Raw genomic sequence first — 19,846 nt, 5'->3', positions numbered from 1 at the left:
TTGTTTTGGCAAAGGTACGCATTATAGCCCGTCCAATTGCCACCGCAATGTATTATGATGAAGGTCACTATATTATTTGGCAGCCAGCTCGCTCAACACCGGTTTCGCTAATGTAGCGATGCTTGTATGGCCGCCCTTTAGTTCATCGAATACCTCAATTTGGTTGCCGGTTCTTTTTAACCATGCCGCGGGCACATAAATGCTTTGCTGCGGGCCTATTTGCCAATACTTGCCCAGGTTATGTCCGTTTAAAAACACAAAGCCTTTGCCAAAGCCATGCATATCCAAATAGGTATCGGTTACTTCACTTACATCAAACGTACCTTTGTAAAGACCCGGTTGGCCGTCGGGAGCTGTCTTGCTATTGAACTTAAAGCCCTGCACATCGGTAAACGGAAAGCGATACATTTTCCAACCGGTCAGTACCTCATTGTTTAAGGTCACCTTTTCGGTGATGCCCTGACGGTTATCCGTTAAAAATTGCCCGTAGTTGATGCGGCCGTTGTTCTCCACTAAAATATCGAGCGTCGCGTTTGCATCTGCCGAATTGATGGCGAGAGAATCCAGTTTCAAACGCCTGTCGAGGGTGCCAACCTGTTTGCCGTTAAGGAAAACCGTACCAAAGTCGCGCAATTGCGTAACCTTTAACAAACCCGAAGCAGCATTTTTCAGTGTAGTACGATAAAGCACAAAACCATACCCCTGGTCAAGATCTTCAAAGCACAAGGGGGTGTTGGAGTTGACCGGTTTGCCTAAATTATCTAACAGTGAAGCACAGGCGGTCAGTTTGATATCACCAACCGAAGCACTCTTCCTTGCTTGCGGAATGGGTGGCAACGAAGTGCCTGCGGGCAAATGTTTGGCAATCACCTCCCTGAATTTCATAAACTTTTCAGTTGGGTTGCCCGCTTCGTCCAATGGCGCGTCGTAATCATAACTCGAGGTTTGGGGAGCATAAGCTTCGCGGCTGCTCATGTTAGCGCCATTCATAAAATCGCGCGTAGTACCGCCGTGGAACATGTACATATTGATGGATATCCCTGCAGATAGCACCTCGTCCAGTTTTTTTGCATCGGCATCCATGCCACTGGTGGCGTGCTTTTTGCCCCAGCTGTCAAACCATCCGGGGTACCATTCGGCTATATAATATGGGCCTTTGTTTTCGTGGTATTTATTGATGAGGGCTTTTACCTTGGCGGGATCGTCCAGGCCGTTTACCGCGGGCAAGTATCCCGGCAAATGCCCTTTAGGCAATTGCGATGGTCCGTCGCAGGTAAACAACACACCATCAAAACCCGCGTCGCGGAATATCTTCCGGTTTATCTCCAGGTATTCCTGGTTGGCACCCGGGTAGGAGCCATACTCATTCTCTATCTGCACCATCAGGATGTTGCCCCCATGTGTAACCAATAAAGGGCTAAGCTGCTTGCCCAGTGCCATCATATACTTGCGGTAAGGCTCTAAAAACTTAGGGTCATTACTGCGTACTTTGATATCCTTATCCTTCAGCAACCACCAGGGATAGCCGCCAAACTCCCATTCAGCACAAACATAGGGGCTGGGGCGTAATACTACCCAAAGGCCTTCGTCTTTGGCAGCTTGTATGAACCCGGCAATATCATTGTTGCCGCTAAAATCGTACTTGCCCTGCGTTGGCTCCTGCGCGTTCCAAAACACGTAAGTGCCCACGGTGTTCAGTCCCATGGCTTTCGCCATTTTCATCCGTTCGTGCCAATACTCGCGGGGTATGCGGGTACAATGCATTTCGCCCGAAATCATTTGCAATGGCTTGCCATCCAACAAAAAGGTAGAGTCGCCTAAGGCGAACGTGTGATTAGCGGTTTGGGCGGTTGCGATATTGAAAGCACCCAACAACATACCAGCCGCTAACAACACCTTAGTCAATAATTTCATGGTAATATCTCTATAATGGTGGCGCTAATATACACATCAAAACAAGCCCAGCTGTCCTTTGTCATCAATTTCAATATCGTCCGGGTTGGTAATCTCGAAGTCTATCTTTTTGGCTGGTTTTTCCTCCGGCGCGGGCGCTACATCAGCTGCAGGTGGAATTACCGGTTTATCCTCAGCAACTGGTCGTTCCACTTTAGCAGGTTCTTTTTCAGCTACAGGTTTTTCTTCCTTAACGGGGATTTCAGCAACTTGTTCTACGGTTTCGTCTGCCTCTGCATCTGCTACTCCTTGGCCTTCGTCGTCATCTTCACCTGCTAAGGCAACTGCCGCTTCTTCCTCCTCGTCTTCACCTGCTACTGCCACTGCATCTGCTACTTCCTCTGCCTCATCTGATATCAACTCAATCTTCTTCACCTCATGCGGGCTCAAGCGATTACCCTGGGCTTTCATGCCTTTCACATCAATGGCTTCGGCCAGGTTGATTTCGCTGCTCTCCGGTGTTGTCGACTTGCCTTTAAGCACTTCAACCTGCACTACCGGCTGCGCCGCGCCCGATATCAATATCAGTTTCGAGCCGCCTTCATCGCTGATGATACTGGTTGGTTTACCAATGGCAACAGGCTCGAACGTAAAGCGTTTTACGTAATAATTCTTCGATTTACCCTCATAATGTATCACGCTGTACACCTTTTCGGGATTGTACTTTTCAATCCTGATCATCTTATCGTCAAAGTGGTTGCTCAGGTCGAAACTGGTGAGTTCGTAAATACCTGTGCTCATGACGGTCAGTATGCGGTCGTCTCCGTCGAACTCGCCGAGGTATTTGCCGCGGGCATCTACGTTAAGGCGTTTCAATATCTCGTCATACCATATCTTCCGTCCCGAAAGGGTGGATATCCCTTTTGATTTCAGCACAATCTTTTTAACCGGGTATTTGGTAATGATGTTCCCCATCGAGGCGCGCCCTTTTATGGCTATCTCGGCAAAATTTTCATCAAACTGGAGTTTTTTGAGCTTGGCATGCGGTTTCAAAGCCACGTTCACAATCTCGGCCTCGCCGTTAGGGTTGGCACTAAAGTACAGCACGCGCGAGCCTTTGCTGCCCTTGGTCAAATCATATTCCTTATCGCGGGTAACACCAACAACGGCAAAACGTTTGATGTATGATGTACCGTTTTGACCGTCTTTATAGATCATGTTGTAAACGGTACGCTCATCGTTCTTTTTAAACACCCCAACATGTAATATATCTTTGCCAACAAAAACCTTTTCCTGCACTTTGGTGATGATGCACTTGCCGTCTTCGCGGAAAACAATAATCTCATCCAAATCCGAGCAATCGCAAACAAACTCATCCTTTTTAAGGCCCGAACCGATAAAGCCGTCCACCCTATTCACATACAATTTCACATTGGCCAACGCCACCTGCGATGCTTCCACCCTATCAAATGTACGTAGTTCGGTTTTGCGTTCGCGACCTTTGCCGTACTTGTCCTTCAGCTTTTGGAACCAGGCAATGGTATAATCGTTCAGGTGTTTCAGGTGATGGTTCACCTCTTTTATCTCGTTCTCCAGCGCCTTCATCTGCTCGTCCGATTTCTTCACGTCAAAGCGGGTAATGCTGCTCATCGGTTTATCAATCAGGCGCTTGTAATCTTCCGGTTCTATGGTGCGATATAGCTGCGCGAAGAAAGGCTCGAACAACTTGTTCAACACCTCTACCACCGTTTCAAAATTTCCCGAAGTTTCGTACTCGTTGTTCTTGTACATCCCTTCCTGTATGAAAATCTTGAGCAGCGAGCTGAAAAATATCTTTTCCTTCAGTTCGGCCAACCTTATTTCCAATTCCTTTTTTAGCAATTGTTTGGTATGCTGCGTACTTTCGCTCAGCATATCGTTCACGCTCATAAAGCGCGGCTTATCGTTATGGATAACGCAGGTATTAGGCGATATGGATACCTCGCAGTCGGTAAAGGCATACAAGGCATCAATAGTTACATCGGGCGAAATACCGGGCGCCAGGTGTATCACAATTTCTACGTCCTTCGCTGTATTATCCTCAATCTTTTTTATCTTGATTTTGCCCTTGTCGTTGGCAGTTATAATGCTGTCTATCAAGCTGCCGGTTGTGGTACTGAAAGGTACCTCGGTAATAGTGAGCGTCTTTTTATCCTTCTCCAATATCCTGGCCCGCACACGTATTTTGCCGCCGCGCTGCCCGTCGTTATAGTTGGAGCAGTCAGCCAACCCACCTGTGGGGAAGTCGGGCATCAAATTCGGTTTTTCGCCCTTTAACGATGCAATGGAAGCATCCAGCAACTCGATAAAATTATGCGGCAATATTTTGGTAGCCAAACCAACGGCGATACCCTCAGCACCTTGTGCCAACAATAACGGAAACTTAACCGGAAGCGTGATAGGCTCGCGGTTACGCCCATCATAGCTCGATTGCCAAATGGTGGTATCGGCATTAAAGGCCACCTCCAGTGCAAACTTCGACAAGCGCGCCTCAATATAACGTGGTGCCGCTGCCGAATCGCCGGTTACCGGGTCGCCCCAGTTACCCTGGCAATCAATCATCAGATCCTTTTGCCCTATCTGTACCATGGCATCGCCAATAGAAGCATCGCCATGCGGATGGTATTTCATGGTATTACCTATCACGTTGGCAGCCTTGTTAAAGCGCCCGTCGTCCATCTCTTTCAACGAGTGCAGGATGCGTCGCTGTACAGGCTTTAATCCATCGTAAAGGTGTGGTACGGCACGGTCGAGAATTACGTACGAAGCATAGTCAAGAAACCAGTTTTCGTACAAACCATCGAGCGAGATGGTATTATGGAGTATGTCTTTTTTATCGGTGCTTTCTTGTTCGTCGCTCATGCTAAAACCTCAAATTCTGTGGATGGGTAAATATAGGGGATAAATGGAAATCTTGCTGCCTCAACTTTTACACATTCAGGCCCTAAGGTGAATAAATGCCCGATTTCATCAGTTTTGATGCGCTTTTGCTGCTTTAACATAGGCCGTATCGCCGTATTTCAGTATCATGGTGTCGGCATCCATGTAATACACTTTCATCCATTGCCATTTGCGCTTGCTTAAATCATAGATGCCCAGGCTGTCGTCAACCATTTTATAACTGGTGGTGTTCCCTAAAAAGCTTGTGGCATGCGTAACCGGATTATTGTAATAATAACCCACCTTGTTTTCGCAAAAACCATTGGGCAAAAAGGAATAGACAATACCCTTTTTTAACGACACACCAGGCTTCATGATATTATTCCCCATACGGTCGAAAGCAATTTTGCCCGATTTTACAAAAGTCCAATGCCCCAACAATTGCTTGTCGTAATGATGTGGCGCGTAGTTGCTATTGCACGACCATAAGCCCGCCACAACAAGAATGACTATGCACCATTGGTATTTCATATCGCGATAACAACGAGCTTAATATCCCCAGCTTAAAGGCGCGTCATCGGTTTTTATACCCCAGTTCAGGTTGGGTTTCGGACCCATTATAAACTCGAGTTTACTGCCGCCCGTGATATCATTTTGGGTGATATAGGTTTTGCCGTACTTTTTGCCGTTCAGCATAACCGACTGGATATAAACATTCTCTTTCGATGGATTTTTAACCGAAACGGTAAATACTTTGCCATTACCCAAATCTATCTCTGCATGGCTTAACACCGGCGAACCGATGGCATAAACCCCATTGGCCGGGTTAACCGGGTAAAAACCCATCGAGCTAAATATATACCAGGCCGACATTTGCCCGCAATCCTCATTTCCCGCGTAACCCGATGAGGAATTGTTGTACAACTCGTTCATTACTTTGGCGGTATAGAACTGGGTTTTCCAGGGTTGGCCCGAAAAATCATATAGGTAAGCAATGTGATGGCTGGGTTCGTTGCCATGCGCGTATTGCCCTATAAATCCGGACGCGTTGCCGTTTACTTCGCCGGGCAGGTCCTTCAAAGTAAAAAATTGGTCAAGCTTATCATTAAAAGCATTGTTGCCGCCAACCAGGCCAATCAGGCCGTTTACATTTTGCGGTACATACCAAAAGTATTGCCATGCGTTTGCTTCGGTATAAGGGTTGCCGCCATTGCCGCCGTATTGTAAGGGGTTAAAAGGTTCGAGCCATTTGCCATCTGTTTTTTTAGCCTGAAAAAATCCGGTTTGGGCATTGTACAGGTTCCGGTAAAACTCCGATCGCTTCATAAAGTGTTCGTAATCTTCGGTCTTGCCAAGTTTTTTTGCAAGCTGCGCCACGCACCAATCGTCATAAGCCATTTCGACCGTAATGGATACCGATTGCGATTGTATATCTTCAGGAATATATCCGTACTTCTCCCAATCCTTAAATGGCGATGCCTGGTGCTCGGTTATCGACGAGCCTTTTACCGCTTCATAAGCCTTTTCCACATCAAAACCTTTGATGCCTTTCAACGCGGCGTCAACCACCACCGGGATGGCATGGTTGCCAATCATACAATAATTCTCTTCGCCCCATAGCTGCCATATCGGCAAATAGCCATAGGTATCGTATTGCCGCATCATGCTGTTGATCAAACCCGCTGTAAACTGCGGTGCAATTAGTGTATAAAGCGGATTCGCCGCCCGATAAGTATCCCAGAGCGATAGTGTAGAGTAATGTGTTTTATCGGGCGCGTTTTTGATGGTCATGTCGGTAGCCATATAGTCGCCGTTTACATCGGCCAGGTTGTTTGGCTGTATAAAAGCATGATATAAACCGGTATAAAATATTTGCTTTTGCACATCCGTGCCATCCACCTTTATCTTTTGCAGCACTTGCTCCCATTGTTGTTGGGCCTGCTGTACTACCTGCTCAAAATCCCAGCCGGGCAATTCGGTTTGCATGTTGAGGCGGGCATTGGCTATGCTTGTTGTCGACAGGCCAACCTTCACCAGCACCTTTTCATTTTGGGTGGTATTGAAATTTAAAACGGCTTTAATGTTGTTGCCGTTTATAACCGATAAGCCATCGTAACGGTGCCTGCCGCTCACCATGATATTGCTTGAAAAAGGTTTCGAAAACTCCGCCCTGAAATAAACCTTGCGCAGGCTAGCCCAACCGGTAATAATGCGGTAGCCTTCAATGGTTTTGTTGTCGATAACCTTGAGCTCGGCATCTAATATCTTACACACCCAATACGTACGTTTTTTATCCAGGCTGTGGTCCATATCGATAACAATATGGGCCTGATTACTTTGCGGGAAAGTATACCGGTGCAAGCCTACCCGCGCTGTGGCCGTCAACTCAGCGTTGATGCCGTAATCTTTCAGCATCACCTGGTAGTAGCCCGTTTTGGCCGATTCCTGATCGTGTGAATAGGCTGAACGGTAGCCGCTGTTCGGCACGTCGGCTTTGCCGGGTTCGGTTTTGATATCGCCGATGGTGGGCATCAACAGCACATCGAACAAATCGGCAACGCCGGTGCCGCTCAGGTGGGTATGGCTAAAGCCGATGATAGATTTGTCATTATAATCATAACCCGAGCCCGGGTCATCTGGGTTTTCGCGGGTATCAGGGCTTAGTTGCACCAGGCCGAAGGGTGTGGTTGCGCCGGGGAAGTTACTGCCCGAAAGGCTGTTTTTATCAACCGCGCCGGTGCCGATAAATGGGTTTACAAACTTGGTAAAGTTGCTTTGTGCATTTGCGGTGTAGCTAAACGCAATAATTGCGGCAAACAAAGTCAGGTATCGCATAGATGTCAGTTTAATGTTGCGATAAAAGTAAGAAGAATGTTGGCGGGTATTAAATATCTACAGCGAATAAAAAACCCCGAGAGGGTTAGCCTTTCGGGGTTTCTATTTATAAGATTTTCTACGATTACTTTTTAAGGCTGTTTTGCTGATGTTTCAGCACCTTGGCATCCACATAAAAAATAATCTCCTCGGCAATGTTGGTACATTGGTCGCCAACACGCTCCAACCTGCGGATGATAGACAGCATATAAAGTGCTTCTATTGTCGACGTAGGATCTTTTTTGATTACTTCGGCAATTGCTATCGGGGCATTAAAGTTTATCGTGTTTAACACCTCATCTCGTTTAAATATGCTCCTGGCAAGCATGGTATCCTCATTTTCGAAAGCAGCACGGGTATCTGTCATGATATTGATAGCCTCATCAAACATGCTGAGCAGCGAAACGCTTTCTAAAGCTTCCGTATCGTAGTTTACCGACGAGTCAACAACATAGTTAGCAATACCGGCTGCTATATCGCCAATACGCTCCAGATTGTTGTTTATTTTTAGTGCCGCCAGCAAAAAACGCAAATCTACAGCTACCGGTTGGTGCAATGCCATAATATCCTCGCAATCGCGGTCAATTTTTAATTCGAAAGAGTTTACCCTCTTTTCTTTTATCAAAACTTCTCGCGCCAAATCCTTATCAAATTTCAGCATCGCTTCTTTCGATTTGTTCAATTGCGATTGAACCAATATCCACATGGATATGATTTCTGCTTTAAGTGCTGATATTTCAGTTTCTAATGGTGTCATAATTTAAATTATTAACTAAATCTGCCGGTTATGTAATTCTGTGTACGCTGATCTGCGGGGGCGGTAAACATTTTTTTGGTATCGTCAAACTCAACCAATTCACCCATGTAGAAAAACGCGGTCTTGTCGCTCACCCTTGCAGCTTGCTGCATATTATGTGTTACAATAATAAGGGTATAATTCGACTTTAGCTCATGAAATAAATTTTCGACACTTGAAGTCGAAATCGGGTCGAGCGCCGAAGTTGGCTCATCAAACAATATCAATTCCGGTTGCATGGCTATGGCCCTTGCTATACACAAGCGCTGTTGTTGCCCGCCCGAAAGGAAGGTGCCTTTTTTATGCAATGAGTCTTTAACCTCGTTCCATAACGCGGCGCTGGTTAATGAACGTTCAACAATTACATCCTTATCCGCTTTCGACATTTTGATGCCGTTCAGCATATAACCCGCGACTACGTTTTCGTAAATGCTCAGGTTGGGGAAAGGATTAGGGCGTTGAAACACCATGCCAATTTTATACCGCACGTAAATTACGTTCATGTCAAAAACATTCTGACCATCGAGCAGTATTTTACCTTTCGATGTACCACCGGGTATCAACTCGTGCATGCGGTTGATGCCCCGCAAAAAAGTGGTTTTACCACAACCCGAGGGGCCCATTACGGCAATAACTTCGTGCTTTTTGATGCTGATATTTACATCTTTCACCACATGGTTATCGCCAAAATAACCATTATAATTTTCAGCCTTTACAATTGGATTTTCCATTTTCTTGTTAGCACTTTTGTGACTATGTTTAGTGTTAAAACGAACATTAATAAAATAAACGATGCGCCCCAGGCCAAATCGTGCCAATCGTCATAAGGGCTGGTAGCGTAGGAGTATATCACATGCGGCAAACTTTCCATTGGCCCGGTGACATTGGTTGAAAAATAATTGTTGCCCAACGCTGTAAACAACAAAGGCGCGGTTTCGCCAATTACACGGGCTATAGACAAAGTGATGCCCGATAATATACCGGCAAAGCCGCAGGGAATGATCACTTTTATAATCACCCGGTGATACGGTACACCCAATGAAAGCGCGGCTTCTTTGAGCGAATCGGGCAATAGTTTCAATGTTTGCTCGGTCGACCTGATGATAATAGGTAACATCATTAAGGCCAACGCAACGCTACCGGCAATGGCCGAAAAGCCACCCGATGGTTTCACTATCCATACGTATATTACGATACCAACAACAATGGAAGGCACACCCTGCAAAACATCAACGCAAAGACCGCTATAATAAGCCAGTTTGGTATTTGGGTTTTCACTCAAATAAATACCGGCAAGCATGCCCACGGGTATGGCAACAATTGATGCCATCAAAACCATGATAAAGCTACCCATCAGGGCATTGGCAATACCGCCACCCGTTTCGCCCGGAGGCGCGGGGACATGGGTTAAAAAATGCCAGTTAACCTGGGTTACCCCTTGTTTAATGATATAAAGCAATACAACGATGAGGGGGATGGTAATAATGAAAGCAAAAAATATGATGACCCACTTAAAGATCACACTCTTTGTATTTCTGAATCCTATTCTTGGTTCCATATGCTTAATTTTTGCTGGCTTTTGAAATGACGCGTTTTCCGATAAGGTTTACAACTACCGTAACAAAAAACAATACTAAACCAAGTTCTATCAGGGCCGATACATACAGGTCATGGTCGGCTTCGTTAAATTCATTCGCTATAACGCTGGCCATGGTATTGCTCGGGCCAAAAAATATTTCTTTAAAACTATTGCCTATGGCGCTTGTATTGCCAATCAGCATGGTTACAGCCATGGTTTCGCCAAGGGCACGGCCCAAAGATAACAATACGCCTGCAAACAAACCTGTGCGTGTAAAGGGCAATACTACATTGCGTATTACTTCGAAACGGGTTGCTCCTAATGCATAAGCACCTTCTTTTAAAGGCGAGGGTACCATGCGGATCAGCGTTATCCCCAACGAAGCAGAATACGGAATAATCATAACCGCCAAAACAAGCGATGAAGTACAAATACCTACACCAAAAGGCGCTACGCCAAGTTTTATTTCGAGCGAGCGAACGATGGGCACCAATACAAATATGCCCCAGAAACCGTAGATAATAGATGGAACTGCGGCTATGAGTTCGATGGCATTTTTTAACAGATCAGATAACCACCCTTTTTGATTGTATTCGCCAAGGTAAATGGCAATAGCGTAAGAAAAAGGGATCGAAATAATCAGTGCTGTAAACGATGTGAGCAGCGTTCCGATCAAAAACGGATAAGCGCCGTATATGTTTTGTACCGGGTCCCAAACTTTGCCCCATAAAAACCCTATTCCTAACGATTTAATGGATGGCATCGATTTTTGTATCAGCGTTACCAGTACGCCTATGATGACGAGCACCAAAATTGCGCTCATTACGATCAATAGCCTCTTAAAAAAGATCTCCCATTTTAATTGGCTGTCAGATAGTTCTAATCTTTTATTTTCCACAAAATTTAGGGTTTTGGTATACAAACAATTACCAGCCCCGTAAATATCCGGAACTGGTAATTGCTAATTTTATTATTTACCGATATTTTATAAAATAGTGGACTATCAATCGATAATCTTGCTAATTACAATATTGCTTTACCATCGTAAGTTGCTGATTTCAATACTGCTTCAGCAGCTTTTACAGCAGATTTCGAAAGCGGGGCATAGTTCAAAGCTTCGCAGAATTTTTGACCTTCGTGAATATTCCACCACAACATTTTTAACAGTTGGGTAGCTTTTTCTTTTGAACGGCCACCATAATTTTGTTCTTTGTAAATCAAAGCCCAGGTAAAGCTGGCAATTGGATAACCTTTTTCGTTATCAGTATTGGTAACCGAAACTTTGGTATCGGCAGGTATGGCAACGTTGCTTGCCAAGGTAGTAGCAGCAATTGTAGGGGCAATAAATTTACCACCTTTGTTTTGCATGCTTGCATATGGCATTTTGTTTTGTATAGCGTAAGCCAACTCAACATAACCGATAGCACCAGGGGTTTGTTTAACCAAACCGGCAACACCTTCGCTACCTTTACCGCCTAAACCGGCAGGCCAGTTAGGGGCACTTGCTTTACCTACTTTCGAAGCCCAATCAGGGTTAACTTTAGTTAAGTAATCGGTAAAAATGAACGATGTACCGCTACCGTCAGAACGGTGGATAACTACGATAGGAAGATCTGGCAAGGCAACACCTTTGTTTGTTGCAGTGATCTCAGGGCTGTTCCATTTGGTAACTTTACCCAAATAAATATCGGCCAAATCTTTACCGGTAAGGTTTAAAGCAGCGGTAACACCTGGGATATTGTAAGTTACTACTACCGCACCTGAAGTCATTGGAATGTGCAGAACAGCTGAAGCGCCACCTATTTTAGTTGTTTGCTCATCATTCAGGGGAGCATCAGAATCACCAAAATCAACGGTTTTTTCGGTTAACGCTTTTATACCGCCACCTGAACCGATCGATTGATAATCAACTTTGGCTGCAGTGTATTGCGAAAACATTTTTTGAAACAACGGGTTCACAAACGAGCTACCGGCACCTTTCAAATCCTGTGCAGATACCGACATTGCCAAGCTTGATGCAGCTGCTGCTACAACCATTAACTTTAGACTTTTTACGATTTTCATAACTTTTCTTTTATAGTTTAGTTTAATTATTTGTTTGGCGTTTTTTACCTTATTTACCAAAAGTGTAGAAGAATGTTACCCTATAAACCAAGGTGTGATCATTACCTACATAACCGGCAGTTGATGGGTCCCTTTGGTCCCTGTAATACACTGTCCAGAAGTTTGGCATAAAGTGGATGTTTTTCTCAGGAGTAAAGTCTAAACCAGCTGTGTAAAATTGCTCTTTTGTAGTTGGCGTATAAGATCCAAAGTTGGTGTTAACTGTGTAAGAATCTGCAGTGTTAAAGTTGGTATCAGGGTTGTAAGCATCGTAACGAGCGAAGAAAGCCCATTTGTCTTTTACGATCGGACCTTTAACCCATACCGAAAGACCGTTAACAGTAGCGTCTTCAGGTAATTTAGTAGCAGAGTTGGTTACGCCTTGCGCAATCCCTTGTGTATATGCTTCAACACCTACGGCAAGTTTTGGATCAACATAAGCTGCAAATATCTTTAATATATCGTGTGATTGAGGCGTCAATATACCTGTGTTAGGTGCGGTTTGCGCGTAATCACCATAAATATCTACCAATAATTTTTGGTTCATGAACTTACCCCAAATATCACCGTAGAATATTTTGTAGAAACCTGTATTGGGGTTAGAAGCACTTAATAAACTTGAAGTGCTGTTGTTACCAACCATAAACACGTAACCAAAGTTTTTAGTAGCGGGGTCAAAAGTACCTTGCAACGACGCGCCAACGTCATAAGAGTTGGTTTTGTGGAAATCGGTTATTGTTTTTTCGATTGAGCGGTAACCCCAGGTTTTTTCTGATAATGAAGTAGGGGCGTTTGTGCCTGGCTCATTCAAAGCAAAACCGGGAGTCGACATTTCACCGATAACCAAATCAGTTCCGGTCCAGATGTTGCGGTACCTTAAGTTAAAGTTTTTGATGAAGAAGGACATTTTACCATCAACCAGGTTGTCGCCATTCGAAGCGGTAACACCTGTACCTGCTGCTGTGCCTGTGTTCGCGTTTGGCTCAGAAGCTAACAACACTTCTGCTGTAAATTTTTGAGAAATATCATAATCATAGCCTAAATAAACACGACGGAACTGGAAAGCGTTCCTGTAAGTAGGCACACCATTATACATGGTTTCAGCACCACGGTTAGTTGCATCGGCATGAGCGTTATAGTACATATCGCCAAATGCGTAACCCCATAACCTTCTAACAGGTGTCCAGGCCGCGTCCGCTGCTTTTGCTGCAGGCTGAGCTGTAGTAGTTGTAGATGAAGAATCTGCTTTTGCTACAGTTTTCTTTTCTGATACTGCCGCCAAAGCAACACCTGTTGTTGATGCTGTTTGGGCCTTAGCTACAGATCCTGCAACCATTAGGGAAGCTACAAGGACTGCGCCGATAGAGTTAGTAAAGATTTGTTTCATAATTAATGTAAAATTTAAGTTTGTTCAATGGTACAAAGGTGTACATCGAAGGTTATCTTAATGTTAAGTAATGATTACTATATCATAACATTAACTTATCATTAACAAATTCTCCCTTTATTATTTATAATTCTGATTATCAGCAATTTAAAAAAATAAAAATTGTTTTTCGTTGAGATTACATTAACACATGATAATTTATCTTATTGTTAATATTAATTTAACATTGGCTAAATTTCCACAGCAGCGTGCTTGCAATGCAGTTTCCTCCAAATACGATATGGGCAAACCCATGGGTACAATTAATTCGAATTGTTTAAAACACATTCATTTCGTCTCAAAAACAAACCATTTTCCAGAATATAGAAAATTTCATCTATGGCATAATCTTCAATTCCCTGATTATCAAACTTTTAAGCCACTGGCACGATGGTAGATATAAGCCTGGCATACCACATTAATATAGATGTCATGAAAAAGGTAATCGCAGTATTGTTGACAGAAAACAAAAATGAAAATACTTCAGTGTTCACACAGTCGTTAAAAGCTTTGCTTAAAGATGGCTACCAAATAGATATAGTTACCAATGAAGATTTAACGGGCACGTTTAATTCGTCGGACGAAGTGCATATTCATGCCTTTCAGGCAAAACATTCAACAAAAGCTTTAAATCAAATTTTCGGCTTCATATCTATACAAATCCGTCTGTTTAAAACCATACTAAAAATAGGCAGGCCAAGCAATACAATTTATATCAGCTCCATTTATCCTTTTGCTGCTGCGATAGCGGGGAAAATAATAGAAGCCAAAGTGGTTTACCATTTACAAGAAGCTGCTTTACCTAAAACCTTACTGCAACGCTTTTTGCATAGTATTATAAATCGTACTGCAAAACAAGTGATTTTTACATCTGCAAAACTTAAAAATCATTTACAGTTAACCACAAAAAAACAAGCGATTGTCTATCCTGCCTTGTCTTCGGATATTATAGAAAACGCTAAACATACGCTTACCCAAGGCCAACATCCCTTTACCGTAAGTATGATAGGTGATTTAGGCAATCAATCGGGCATTGGCGCATTTATAAACCTGGCCGAATGCTTGCCGGGCATAAATTTTGAATTGGTGGCCACAAACCAACTTGAAAACATTGAGCGCTATGTACCCGGCAGCACAAAACCTGCCAACCTTTTTGTTTATACCCAACAACAAAACCTGCACCAGTTTTATCAAAGAGCCAGCGTGGTGGTCAACTTATCTGATAATAAAAAACACCTTGAGGTGTGCGATATTCATATTCTGCAGGCCATGTACTATGGCAAACCTGTAATTGTACCCGCAAACAGCAGCAGCAGGGAGTTTATCAATACCCAAAAAAATGGTGTTGCAATTGATGGCAAGCACGTTGAAGCGATTTACGATACATTAAAGATATTGAACCAAAACAAGGCGCTGTATAATTCCATGTCGGCTGCCTGCAAACAACAAGCCGCATTGTTTAGCCCCGGGCACTTCGATAAACAAATAACCACCTTGTTTAAAGGAAGCCCACGCTCTGTTTACAGTACTTTAGATCAGCTTTTTGGTGCTTCGTTTTTTAGTTCACAAGTAACTCCGCTCAAAAACCAACGCGCAGCTTAATATTTAATTAAAGCGAAGCGCCGAACAGCTCCGGGAGGTCGGTTTCCATTTTTTCGATGGTTTGTTTGAGCTTTTGCTTCAATTTGGCCACCATATCGGCAAAGGCATTGTTAAAGCTTTTGTCCCAGCTTTGCAACCCGCGTATCATTAAGGTCATATCTTTCATCTTCAAATAGTTTATGCTTGGCTTCATCTTGTGTATAATAGCCTGCATAGCCTCCATATCACGCTCATTAAGGGCTTCATCAATCTTTAACAGACTTTCTTTCCCTTGCCTGATAAAGGTTTTCAACATCTGTTGGATAAAAGCAGAATCGGCTCCTGCCGTTTCTTGTAGAGTAGTGATGCTGTATAAATTATCCGGATTATTATCATCCTTACTAACAAGCGTTTCTCCTATGCCTCCAATATCGGCTTTCTTCAGTAAATGAGAGATGGTTTTTACCAGATGGGCTTCTTCAAATGGTTTGGCAATGTACTCGTCCATACCAGCGTTAATACATTTGTCTTTTTCACCCTTCACGGCGTTTGCGGTTAAAGCCAGTATCGGTACATCCAACTGTAGCTCCTTACGTATATATTGTGTGGCCTCAAAACCATTCATCACAGGCATTTGCACATCCATTACAATCAAGTCAAATGGCTGTTCGGCTGCTATCTCAACAGCTACTTTACCGTTCCAGGCTTCAGTAACCAATGCCCCGTATGTTGTTAAAATGGTATTAGCCAACAAGCGGTTAAAATCATTGTCCTCTACCAACAATATTTTTTTATCGATTAGCTCGCGCTGGTGTTCTTTTAGCGCCGAAAGATCATCGCTGGGTTTATTTAAACTGCGGGCATCGCCGGTGGGCAGGTTAAGCGAAAACGATATAACGGTGCCCACACCTTTGGTACTTTCAATGTTCATCTCCCCACCCATCAAATTGATGAGCCTTTTCGATATGCTGAGCCCCAAACCCGTTCCTCCAAATTTTCGGGTTATACTCGCATCCTCCTGACTAAAGTCTTTATACAGATGTTTTAAATACTCAGGATCTATTCCAATACCGGTATCCTTTACGGTAAACATCACCTGGTTTGTGCCATTTTTGGTGCCGCTCAATTTGCACCACAGTTCAACGCTACCGGTTTCGGTAAATTTAATGGCGTTACCAACCAGGTTCAACAATATTTGGTTTATGCGATAAGGGTCGCCAATTAAAACGTGCGGTATATGAACGCTGGTAGCCGTATTAAATTCAAGGCCCTTTTCTTCGGTTTTATATTTAAGTATGCGCTCAAGCTGCGTCACCAGGTCAGAAAGGCTGAAACCGATGTTTTCGATTTGCATTTGCCCTGCTTCAATTTTCGATAGGTCGAGTATATCGTTTATAATAACGATCAGGTTCTCTGCCGATTGTATGATGGCATTAGTATAAACCTTTTGCTGGCTATTTTGCGTTGTTTTTGTCAGCAACCGGCTCATCCCCAAAATAGCGTTCATTGGGGTCCGTATCTCGTGGCTCATGTTGGCCAAAAATATCTCTTTGGCTTTGGACGATTCTTCGGCTACCCTTTTTGATTTGATGAGTTCGTTTTCAAGCTTTTTTTGCTCTGTTATGTCAAGGTGTATACCTATTGATCCTATCAATCTTTTTTCGTCATCGTACAGAGGCGCACCGCTAATCAGCATCCATCTGTAGTCGCCGTTCTTATCCTTTATCCTGATATCATAGGCATCTGAAACGCCTTTTTTACGAAGGTTGTTCTTTTCCTCCATCGAAGCATCGTAACTTGTGTCCAAAAACAACTGACTCGCTACTTTACCAATCAACTCATCTAACATGTAACCTGTTATACGGCAAAAACTTTGGTTGGCAAACATAATGCGTTCATCGTTGTCAACTTCGAGCAGGCCCAGGTTCATGTTTTCGATAATGCCCCGATATTTTTCTTCACGCCTTTTTATAGCATCCTCGGCATTTTTCTTTTCGGTAACATCCCTGTATTTCCACAAATGCCCTATGTAGTTCCCGGCGATGCTGATTGCGATAAAATCCCGTTTATATATCCTGCCATCCTTCAGTTCAAGCAAATCGCCAATAACGGTTTGTTTTTCTTTTAAAAGATGTTCAATACGCCTTACAAAGTCGTCTTCGTCTTTAAAAAAGGCTTTTGACTGCTCAGCAGAGTTGCTGCAATCAATACCTATCATGTGCTCGGGCTTGGCATTTATGCTAAACAGTTCGCAAAAAGCGTGATTGGTCAGTATGATTTTGCGGTTCTCGTCTTCCAGTAAAATGCCTTCGTTTAAACTTGATATGGTGGCCGAAAGCCGGAAAACAGATTCCTTTATCGGGTCTTCAACATCGCTGTTTGCACTTAAATACCGCTCAGTTAAAGCGTACGAACTTTTTAACTGGTTCAGCTCGTTACTCAACCGCGCAATCTCGTTCTGCTGATCGTCAATCTTTTGTTGTAGAATACTTACGTATGTGCCGGCTATTTCCATTTTTGTTCCGGGCTAAATTTCTTCCTGTTGCAACATCTTGTAGATGGTCGACTTGCCGATATCCAGTTTTTGTGCAACCAATGCTATATTCTCATCGTATTTATCCAAATAGAAACGTACAATTTGCTGGGTGTATTCTTTTAAGGTTTTTTCTTCCGACAAAAACTCGGCGTTTTTGGTGGCGGGTAAAAAGGTAATATCGTCGGGTTTAATTTCGCCGCCATCGCACATCACGGCTGCCAACTCGATAATAGTTTTCAGTTCCCTTACATTACCGGGATAAGCATACGACGAAAGTTTTTGCTTAGCTTCTTTATTGAGGGTAACCCCGCCCATTTTATTCTCGCTGCAAAACTGATCGAGAAAACATTTTGACAGGAACAAAATATCGTTCCCCCGTTCGCGCAGTGGCGGCAGGGTTATAGGCAAGCCAATGATGCGATAGTAAAGGTCTTCACGAAAATTGCCTTTTTTTTACCTCCTCAGCCAAATCTTTATGCGTTGCTACGATAATGCGTACATCCAAGTTAACCTTGTCGCTCCCGCCAACGCGCTGCAGGTAACGCTCCTGCAAAACGCGTAACAACTTGCTTTGTACCGATAGGTCCAGTTCGCCTATCTCATCTAAAAAAAGAGTGCCGCCGTTTGCTTCTTCAAACTTCCCGATTTTACGTCCGGTGGCACCGGTAAAGGCCCCTTTTTCGTGCCCAAACAGTTCGCTTTCTACCAACTCAGTCGGTATGGCGGCCATGTTTATGGCTACGAAAGGTTTTTTTTGCCTGTCGGAGTTCATGTGTATGGCTTTGGCAACCAACTCTTTACCTGTACCGGTTTCGCCGGTTATTGATACGTTGATGGTGGTTTTTGCTGCCTTTTCCATCAGGGCAAAGGTTTTCAGTATAGCAGGGCTGTTCCCTTTTATGATATTGCTAAAATCGTATTTATCAACCAATTGTGCCCGTAATGTCTTTATTTCTTCTTTCAGGTCGATGTTCTCGCGCAGCCGAATAATGGCGTTCCACAACAGGTCTTTGGTATGGTCGTCTTTTATAAAATAATCGGAGACGCCCATTTTTAACAAGTCGACCGCGGTAGCAATTTTCTCCTGCGCGCTGATCACAATAACCGGAACAGAGGCGTTAACCAACCGAATATTTTTGAAAAGTTGGTCTCCGCGTGTATCGGGCAACGAAAAATCTATCGTAATCAAATGAGGGCCCAGGTACAGGTTATCCAAACATTCCTTGCCGGTCATAAACACCTTTACGTCATAATCCGGGTTTTTGGATAAATGGTACTGAAGGATCTGCCCGTACCAGGCATCGTCTTCAACAATAAATATCAGTAATTTATTATCCATAAATAATCAAATAACAGCCACATTATAATTGTTGCCCGATAAAGGTTTATTGGCACAGCAGTTAATCAGGTTGGTTTAGTAGGCTAATTTACTAATAAACCAACACTTAAAGTATATATTGGCCGATTAAAAATAAAGCTGTTAATTTACAATACATCAGGCCAACTTCAAAACAAACATAAACTCCGAACCGGTTCCGGGTACGCTTTCTGCCCAAATCCTGCCATTGTTTGCCTCAACAAACTCTTTGCACAGCACTAAACCGAGGCTGGTCCCTTTCTCATCGTTGGTGCCGGTGGTACTTACGTTGCCGAGGTTGAATATACCCTATAGCCGCTCTTTTTTAATGCCAACGCCGGTGTCTTTAACTATAAATTTCACCTCGGCTTTTGCTTTATCAATTTCTGAGCTAATGGACACAACGCCACCCTTGTCGGTAAATTTAATAGCGTTCGATAGCAGGTTGCGCGTAACAAACTCAAAATGGTCGGCATCAGTTATTACTTTAAAGTTTTTATTGACCAGATTATCAACCCTAATGGCTTTAAGCTCGGCTGTTGCCGAAAGCAATGCGATGTTACGTTCGATAATTTGATGTGGCCAAACATCCACCTGATTGATTCGGATACCCTTTATCTGCATTTCGCCCCATTTCAATAAGTTATTCAAAATACCAAGCGAGGCATTACTGCTCACTACCGCCATGTCAATCAATTCTTTTTTCTCTTTCTCATCTAACACGTCATCATTGATCAGCGATAACAAGTTAATGATGGCGGAAAATGGCGAACGCAGATCGT

At 43.6% G+C, this 19,846-nt stretch carries 14 protein-coding genes and 1 pseudogene; 1 reads left to right on the top strand and 14 read right to left on the bottom strand.

Annotated features, from left to right (window positions below; genetic code table 11):
* Nucleotides 1-72: 72 nt before the first annotated feature.
* The 10 genes from QZX97_RS15160 to QZX97_RS15115 all read right to left on the bottom strand — a co-directional run bounded on the left by QZX97_RS15160 (nt 73) and on the right by QZX97_RS15115 (nt 13,551).
* On the bottom strand, nt 73-1,914 hold the full coding sequence (locus tag QZX97_RS15160; RefSeq protein ID WP_295652679.1) for a beta-galactosidase: 1,842 nt from the start codon (nt 1,912-1,914) through the stop codon (nt 73-75).
* Between the two features lie 36 nt (nt 1,915-1,950).
* Nucleotides 1,951-4,794 carry a DNA gyrase/topoisomerase IV subunit A gene (locus tag QZX97_RS15155; RefSeq protein WP_295652677.1) on the bottom strand — a complete coding sequence of 948 codons (2,844 nt, stop codon included), beginning with the start codon at nt 4,792-4,794 and terminating at the stop codon, nt 1,951-1,953.
* Nucleotides 4,795-4,902: 108 nt separating this feature from the next.
* Nucleotides 4,903-5,343, bottom strand: a complete 441-nt coding sequence (locus QZX97_RS15150; RefSeq protein ID WP_295652675.1) for a hypothetical protein — start codon at nt 5,341-5,343, stop codon at nt 4,903-4,905.
* Between the two features lie 18 nt (nt 5,344-5,361).
* A complete protein-coding gene (locus tag QZX97_RS15145) occupies nt 5,362-7,647 on the bottom strand; it encodes a GH92 family glycosyl hydrolase (protein WP_295652673.1) in 2,286 nt (761 codons plus the stop codon).
* A 124-nt stretch (nt 7,648-7,771) separates the two neighbouring features.
* Nucleotides 7,772-8,443, bottom strand: a complete 672-nt coding sequence (gene phoU, locus QZX97_RS15140; RefSeq protein WP_295652671.1) for a phosphate signaling complex protein PhoU — start codon at nt 8,441-8,443, stop codon at nt 7,772-7,774.
* Between the two features lie 11 nt (nt 8,444-8,454).
* Nucleotides 8,455-9,213 carry a phosphate ABC transporter ATP-binding protein PstB gene (pstB, locus tag QZX97_RS15135; protein WP_295652669.1) on the bottom strand — a complete coding sequence of 253 codons (759 nt, stop codon included), beginning with the start codon at nt 9,211-9,213 and terminating at the stop codon, nt 8,455-8,457.
* Nucleotides 9,195-10,040: a phosphate ABC transporter permease PstA gene (gene pstA / locus QZX97_RS15130; protein ID WP_295652667.1), complete on the bottom strand. Its 846-nt coding sequence runs from the start codon at nt 10,038-10,040 to the stop codon at nt 9,195-9,197. The genes pstB and pstA overlap by 19 nt, the downstream gene beginning before the upstream one ends.
* Nucleotides 10,041-10,044: 4 nt before the next feature.
* A complete protein-coding gene (gene pstC / locus QZX97_RS15125; protein ID WP_295652665.1) occupies nt 10,045-10,959 on the bottom strand; it encodes a phosphate ABC transporter permease subunit PstC in 915 nt (304 codons plus the stop codon).
* 125 nt (nt 10,960-11,084) lie between these two features.
* A complete protein-coding gene (gene pstS / locus QZX97_RS15120) occupies nt 11,085-12,125 on the bottom strand; it encodes a phosphate ABC transporter substrate-binding protein PstS (RefSeq protein WP_295652664.1) in 1,041 nt (346 codons plus the stop codon).
* A gap of 49 nt (nt 12,126-12,174) precedes the next feature.
* Nucleotides 12,175-13,551 (bottom strand): hypothetical protein, encoded by a 1,377-nt coding sequence (locus tag QZX97_RS15115; RefSeq protein WP_295652663.1) that lies wholly within the window; start codon nt 13,549-13,551, stop codon nt 12,175-12,177.
* 471 nt (nt 13,552-14,022) lie between these two features.
* Between QZX97_RS15115 and QZX97_RS15110 the strand changes: the two genes are divergently transcribed.
* The gene (locus tag QZX97_RS15110; protein ID WP_295652662.1) at nt 14,023-15,192 is read left to right on the top strand and encodes a glycosyltransferase; all 1,170 of its coding nucleotides are present in this window, start codon (nt 14,023-14,025) and stop codon (nt 15,190-15,192) included.
* A gap of 7 nt (nt 15,193-15,199) precedes the next feature.
* On the opposite strand, the gene QZX97_RS15105 is transcribed toward QZX97_RS15110, so the two are convergent.
* From QZX97_RS15105 to QZX97_RS15090, 4 genes and pseudogenes are all read right to left on the bottom strand, one after another.
* Nucleotides 15,200-17,686, bottom strand: a complete 2,487-nt coding sequence (locus tag QZX97_RS15105; RefSeq protein WP_295652660.1) for a PAS domain-containing hybrid sensor histidine kinase/response regulator — start codon at nt 17,684-17,686, stop codon at nt 15,200-15,202.
* A 12-nt stretch (nt 17,687-17,698) separates the two neighbouring features.
* Complete coding sequence (locus QZX97_RS15100) at nt 17,699-18,115, bottom strand: hypothetical protein (protein WP_295652658.1); 417 nt, start codon at nt 18,113-18,115, stop codon at nt 17,699-17,701.
* A gap of 25 nt (nt 18,116-18,140) precedes the next feature.
* Complete coding sequence (locus QZX97_RS15095; protein WP_295652656.1) at nt 18,141-19,046, bottom strand: sigma-54 dependent transcriptional regulator; 906 nt, start codon at nt 19,044-19,046, stop codon at nt 18,141-18,143.
* 156 nt (nt 19,047-19,202) lie between these two features.
* Nucleotides 19,203-19,688 (bottom strand): annotated as a pseudogene (locus QZX97_RS15090) (ATP-binding protein).
* Nucleotides 19,689-19,846: the final 158 nt, after the last annotated feature.

Source organism: uncultured Mucilaginibacter sp. (genome assembly GCF_903893715.1).
Taxonomy (GTDB): domain Bacteria; phylum Bacteroidota; class Bacteroidia; order Sphingobacteriales; family Sphingobacteriaceae; genus Mucilaginibacter.
Note: the sequence above shows the minus strand (reverse complement) of the source record. Positions and strands in the feature narration are given on the sequence as shown.

What these genes read in the sequence shown, in the direction of transcription:
- QZX97_RS15160 (WP_295652679.1), bottom strand. Translation starts at nt 1,914, where the DNA reads ATGAAATTATTGACTAAGGTGTTGTTAGCGGCTGGTATGTTGTTGGGT.
- QZX97_RS15155 (WP_295652677.1), bottom strand. Translation starts at nt 4,794, where the DNA reads ATGAGCGACGAACAAGAAAGCACCGATAAAAAAGACATACTCCATAAT.
- QZX97_RS15150 (WP_295652675.1), bottom strand. Translation starts at nt 5,343, where the DNA reads ATGAAATACCAATGGTGCATAGTCATTCTTGTTGTGGCGGGCTTATGG.
- QZX97_RS15145 (WP_295652673.1), bottom strand. Translation starts at nt 7,647, where the DNA reads ATGCGATACCTGACTTTGTTTGCCGCAATTATTGCGTTTAGCTACACC.
- phoU (WP_295652671.1), bottom strand. Translation starts at nt 8,443, where the DNA reads ATGACACCATTAGAAACTGAAATATCAGCACTTAAAGCAGAAATCATA.
- pstB (WP_295652669.1), bottom strand. Translation starts at nt 9,213, where the DNA reads ATGGAAAATCCAATTGTAAAGGCTGAAAATTATAATGGTTATTTTGGC.
- pstA (WP_295652667.1), bottom strand. Translation starts at nt 10,040, where the DNA reads ATGGAACCAAGAATAGGATTCAGAAATACAAAGAGTGTGATCTTTAAG.
- pstS (WP_295652664.1), bottom strand. Translation starts at nt 12,125, where the DNA reads ATGAAAATCGTAAAAAGTCTAAAGTTAATGGTTGTAGCAGCAGCTGCA.
- QZX97_RS15115 (WP_295652663.1), bottom strand. Translation starts at nt 13,551, where the DNA reads ATGAAACAAATCTTTACTAACTCTATCGGCGCAGTCCTTGTAGCTTCC.
- QZX97_RS15110 (WP_295652662.1), top strand. Translation starts at nt 14,023, where the DNA reads ATGAAAAAGGTAATCGCAGTATTGTTGACAGAAAACAAAAATGAAAAT.
- QZX97_RS15105 (WP_295652660.1), bottom strand. Translation starts at nt 17,686, where the DNA reads ATGGAAATAGCCGGCACATACGTAAGTATTCTACAACAAAAGATTGAC.
- QZX97_RS15095 (WP_295652656.1), bottom strand. Translation starts at nt 19,046, where the DNA reads ATGGATAATAAATTACTGATATTTATTGTTGAAGACGATGCCTGGTAC.